General features: G+C 67.9%; 5 protein-coding genes. 1 reads left to right on the forward strand and 4 read right to left on the reverse strand.

What is annotated here, in order from left to right; genetic code table 11:
• From ADBZ6I_RS15890 to fadD19, 3 genes are all read right to left on the reverse strand, one after another.
• Positions 1 to 1,017: acetolactate synthase large subunit (locus ADBZ6I_RS15890; protein WP_526385524.1), on the reverse strand; the 1,017-nt coding region annotated here is incomplete at its 3' end.
• Positions 1,018 to 1,042: 25 nt separating this feature from the next.
• Positions 1,043 to 2,161 carry an NAD(P)H-dependent flavin oxidoreductase gene (locus ADBZ6I_RS15895; RefSeq protein WP_526385526.1) on the reverse strand — a complete coding sequence of 373 codons (1,119 nt, stop codon included), beginning with the start codon at positions 2,159 to 2,161 and terminating at the stop codon, positions 1,043 to 1,045.
• Positions 2,161 to 3,804, reverse strand: coding sequence for a medium/long-chain-fatty-acid--CoA/3-oxocholest-4-en-26-oate--CoA ligase (fadD19, locus tag ADBZ6I_RS15900; protein ID WP_526385528.1), 1,644 nt, complete (start codon positions 3,802 to 3,804; stop codon positions 2,161 to 2,163). The genes ADBZ6I_RS15895 and fadD19 overlap by 1 nt, the downstream gene beginning before the upstream one ends.
• A gap of 48 nt (positions 3,805 to 3,852) precedes the next feature.
• Between fadD19 and ADBZ6I_RS15905 the strand changes: the two genes are divergently transcribed.
• The gene (locus ADBZ6I_RS15905; protein ID WP_526385530.1) at positions 3,853 to 4,647 is read left to right on the forward strand and encodes a crotonase/enoyl-CoA hydratase family protein; all 795 of its coding nucleotides are present in this window, start codon (positions 3,853 to 3,855) and stop codon (positions 4,645 to 4,647) included.
• Between the two features lie 79 nt (positions 4,648 to 4,726).
• Here the strand turns inward: ADBZ6I_RS15905 and ADBZ6I_RS15910 are convergent.
• A partial coding sequence (locus ADBZ6I_RS15910; RefSeq protein WP_526385532.1) for a cytochrome P450 occupies positions 4,727 to 5,089 on the reverse strand: 363 nt, incomplete at its 5' end.

Here is a 5,089-nt window from a genome sequence, read left to right on the forward strand (position 1 = left end):
GACCTCGGCCGAGGTTTGCACGTTCAGCGGACCGGCCGGCAGCGCCGGGCGGCCGGCGGCGGCGACGTTCGCCTGGACTCCCGCAGCCAGCGTGCCGGCAAGTTCGGTGAGCGCCGCGGCGGCGCCGACGGGACCGGACAGCGTGTACACGGTGGCACCCTCGGGCACCAGATCGCTGGGCTTGCCGGGGTAGCCGAAGAAGGTCACCGGCGCCCCCGCTCCGGCCAGGATGAGGTGGCGGGTGCCAGCCAGTTGCGCCACGGCGGCCTCGCCGAAGTACGCGAGCCGTTCAGCGGCCGACACGCCGGCGCCGCGCTCCAGGCGGGTCGGGAACGTCTCGCAGAACAGCCGCGCACCGAACCGCTGTGCCAGCCGGTCTGCCGCGCCGAGCCCGTCGGCTCGGGTGGCGTCGCCGCCGACGAGGATCACCGTCTGCTCCCCCGACCGCAGCGCCTCTTCGATCCCTTCGTCGGCAACGGGCTCATGGTGCCGGGGCGCAACCGCTTCGCCGAGCTGTCCGCCCTCGGACCAGGAGACGTCGGCCGGCAGGATCAGCGTGGCGATGCGCTGTTCGGCGCCGGCGAAGCCGATGGCCTCGACGGCATCGCCGGCGATGTCCCGGGCGTCCATCGACCGGCGCACCCAGCCCGAGACGGTGCCGGCCACGGAGTCGATGTCGGACTCCAGGGGGGCGTCGTACTTCTTGTGGTAGGTGGCGTGATCACCGATCACCACCAGCATCGGCACCCGTGCCCGGCGAGCATTGTGCAGATTGGCCAGACCGTTGCCCAGCCCTGGACCCAGATGCAGCAGAACCGCGGCGGGATCACCGGTCATCCGCGCGTACCCGTCGGCGGCGCCGGTGGCCACTCCCTCGAAAAGTGTGAGCACGCCGCGCATTTCGGGCACGGTGTCCAACGCGGCCACGAAGTGCATTTCGGAGGTGCCGGGGTTGGCGAAACACAGCCGTACCCCGTTGTCCACCAAAGTCGTGATGAGTGCCTGCGCGCCGTTCATCACAGTGACTGTAATGCTCTGCCTGTCACACGCCGCGGATGTCGTCGAGCCGTCGGCTGGCCGCCTCGAAGCCCGACACCAACTCGGCGACGATGTCCGCTGCCGGGCGGATCTCGTTCATCCGCCCGACGATCTGACCGACCGGCATCGCCACCGCAGTCGGATCACTCGACATGCTCATCCGCTGATGCGCCTCTGCGACAAGGACGTTCTGCAGCGGCATCGGCAGCGGCGCGGGCGCGCCGTCGGCATCCCAGGCGTCGGTCCACCGGCTCTTGAGCAGCCGTGCCGGCTTGCCGGAGTAGATGCGTCGGCGCACCGTGTCGCTGGAGCCGGCGGCGAGCAGCGCCTGCTGGATCACCGAAGGGCCGTCGGCTTCCCTGGCACCCAGGTCGTATTCGGCCGCGGTCAGGAACGCCGATCCCATCCAGACCCCGGAAGCGCCCAGGGCCAGTGCGGCGGCCACCTGCCGACCGGCGCCGATGCCGCCGGCGGCCAGGACCGGGGTATCGCCCACGGCATCGACAACTTCGGGTACCAGCACCATCGACGCGATCTCCCCGGTGTGTCCACCGGCCTCGTAACCCTGCGCGACGACGATGTCCACCCCGTTGGCGGCGTGCCTGCGGGCGTGGGCGGCGGTTCCGGCCAATGCGGCCACCGGCACCCCGGCGGCGTGTGCCTGATCCAGCACGTCCGCCGGCGGCGAGCCGAGCGCGTTGGCGATCAAGCTGATTCGATGACCCAGTGCCACGTCGACGTGTGAGCGGGCGACCGAGTGCAGCCAGCCCAGCACGCCCTCGCTGCCAGCCCCGCCGTCCGGCAGCGGCGGCACACCGAGGTCCGTCAGCGTCTTGGCCACGAAGTCGCGGTGGGACTGCGGGATGTAGGAGTTGATGTCCACGCTGGTGCCCTCGGTGGGCACCTTCGCCGGCATCACCACGTCGACCCCGTAGGGCAAGCCGTCGGTGTTGTCGTCCATCCAGCACAGCACCGACTCCAGTTCGTCGGCCTGGTTGAACCGCACGCAGCCGAGCACACCCATGCCCCCGGCCCGGGTGACGGCGGCGGCCACCTTCTCCGACGGAGTGAAGACGAAGATCGGGTAATCGATGCCGAAGCGGTCGCAGAGTTCGGTACGCATCAGACCTGACCTTTGGTTTCGTCGGCCGGCCGCTGTTCGGTCTGCTGCCTGGCCCAGGTGTAGTCCGGCTTGCCAGCCGGGGAACGCTTGACCTCGTCGACCAGCCACAAGCTGCGCGGCACCTTGTAGCCCGCGATGTCCTTGCGCACGAATGCATCCAGTTCCGCCAGCGTCGGCCGGGTGCCCGGGCGCGGAGCCACCACCGCTGCGACGTGCTGGCCGAACCGCTCGTCCGGCACACCGACCACCAGCGCATCGAACACCTCGGGGTGACCCTTGAGGGCGGCCTCGACCTCTTCGGGGTAAACCTTCTCCCCGCCGGTGTTGATCGACACCGAACCGCGGCCGAGCATGGTCACGGTGCCGTCGGATTCGACGGTCGCGTAGTCGCCCGGGATCGCGTAGCGGACGCCGTTGTAAACACGGAAGGTCTGCCGGGTTTTCTCGTCGTCCTTGTAGTAGCCGACCGGGATGTTGCCGCGCTTGGCGAGGATGCCGCGCACACCGGAACCGGGTTGCACCTCATTGCCGTCGTCGTCGAGGACGACGGTGTTCTTATCGATCATCACCCGCGGCCCGCCGGCCTGAGACGCACCCTTGGCGACGATGCTGGTGCCCCCGAAACCGGTCTCCGAGGAGCCGATCGAGTCGGTGATGATCCGGTTCGGCAGCAGTTCGAGGAAGCGCTCCTTGAGGCTCGGAGAGAACAGCGCCGCGGTACTGGCGAGCAGGAACAGCGACGACAGGTCCCTGGAGATGTCGATGTCGCCGCTTTCCAGGGCGTCGAGCAGCGGCCGGCCCATCGCGTCGCCGGTGAAGAACAGCAGGTTCACCTTGTGTTCGGCGACGGTTCGCCACACCTGCTCGGCGTCGAACTCCGGGGACAGCACCACGGTGTGCCCCGCGAACAGCGCCATCCAGGTCGCCGACTGCGTGGCGCCGTGAATCATCGGCGGTATCGGGAAGCGGGTCATCGGTGGAGCGGCCGCCGCCTGTTTGGCGTGGTCGTACTCGTCGGCGACGAATTGCCCTGTGGCGTAATCGGTGCCGCCCAGCAGCACCCGGTAGATGTCCTCGTGGCGCCACATCACACCCTTGGGGAACCCGGTGGTGCCGCCGGTGTAGAGCAGGTAGATGTCGTCGGCGCTGCGCTCACCGAAGTCGCGTTCCGGTGACCCTTCGGCCAGTGCCTGACTGAACTCCATGCCGCCGTAGCGCCGGTAGTCCGTGTCGCTGCCGTCCTCGATCACGACGACGGTGCGGACGTTCGGGGTGTCGGGCAGCACGGCGGCCACCCGGTCGGCGTACTGCCGTTCGTGGACCAGAGCCACCATGTCGGAGTTGTCGAACAGGTAACGCAACTCGCCCTCGACATAGCGGTAGTTGACGTTGACCAGGATGGCGCCGGCCTTGACGATGCCGAGCATGGCGATGACGATCTCGACGCGGTTGCGGCAGTACAGACCGACCTTGTCGTTCTTGTGCACGCCGTGGTCGATCAGGTAGTGCGCGAACCGGTTGGCCTTCTCCTCCAGTCCGGCGTAGGTGATCTGCTCGTCGCCGCAGATCAGGGCCACGCGGTCCGGCACGGCGTCGACGGCGTGCTCGGCAAGATCGGCGATGTTCAAGGCCACAGCACCCAAACTAGAACGTGTTACATTTTTTCTCAAGCAATGGAAGGTGGATGACCGATGGGCGCCGACAGTCCCCACGCCCTGATCGAGCAGCGCGGGCACATCCTGATCGTGACGATGAACCGTCCGGAGACCCGCAATGCGCTGTCCGGCGAAATGTTGTCGATCATGGTCGAGGCCTGGGACCGCGTCGACAGCGATCCCGACATCCGGGTGTGCATCCTCACCGGCGCGGGCGGCTATTTCTGCGCCGGAATGGACCTCAAAGCGGCCACCGCCAAGCCGCCAGGCGACTCGTTCAAAGACGGCAGCTACGACCCGTCGCGCATCGACGGCCTGCTGAAGGGACGGCGGCTGGCTAAACCGCTGATCGCCGCCGTCGAGGGCCCGGCCATCGCCGGCGGTACCGAGATCCTGCAGGGCACCGATATCCGCGTGGCCGGCGAGAGCGCGAAATTCGGTATCTCCGAGGCGAAGTGGAGCCTTTACCCGATGGGCGGGTCCGCGGTGCGATTGGTGCGCCAGATCCCGTACACCATCGCCTGCGACCTGTTGCTGACCGGACGGCACATCACCGCCGCCGAAGCCAAGGAGATCGGGCTGATCGGGCACGTGGTGCCCGACGGCCAGGCACTGACGCGGGCGCTGGAGATCGCCGAGGTTATCGCGGCCAACGGACCCCTGGCGGTGCAAGCGATCCTGCGGTCCATCCGCGCGACCGAGGGCATGCACGAGAACGATGCCTTCAAGGTCGACACCACGATCGGTATCGAGGTGTTCCTGTCCGAGGACGCCAAGGAAGGCCCGCTGGCGTTCAAGGAAAAGCGGCCACCCAAGTTCACGATGCGCTGACGCCCCGCGCCCTCCCGCAGCCCCCTCCTTCCCGACTGTGCGGTTTCATTTGCGACGCGCCGCTCAGACTCGGTGCGGGCTACAGCACCGGTGCGGTCGGTGTGAAGACCACCGGCATCGCTTCGGGCCCGCTGACGAAGTTGGCCGGCCGCAGCGGCAGCGCGGAGTCGTCGGCCAGTCGCAGGTCGGGCATCCGCTGGACGATCTTTCGCAGCATCGTGGCGATTTCGAGCCGGGCCAGCTGATTGCCCAGGCAGAAATGTGTCCCGAAGCCGAACGCCAGATGGCTGTTCGGCTGCCGGTCGATGCGGAAGTTCTCTGGGTCGCCGAACACCGATTCGTCGAAGTTGGCCGACTCGAACAGCAGCAGCATCTTATCGCCCTCGCAAAGTTGTGTGCCGTGGAAGTCGTTGTCCTGCCGGACTGTTCGCGCCATGTTCTT

The organism is Mycobacterium sp., assembly GCF_044342925.1.
Classification (GTDB): Bacteria; Actinomycetota; Actinomycetes; order Mycobacteriales; family Mycobacteriaceae; genus Mycobacterium.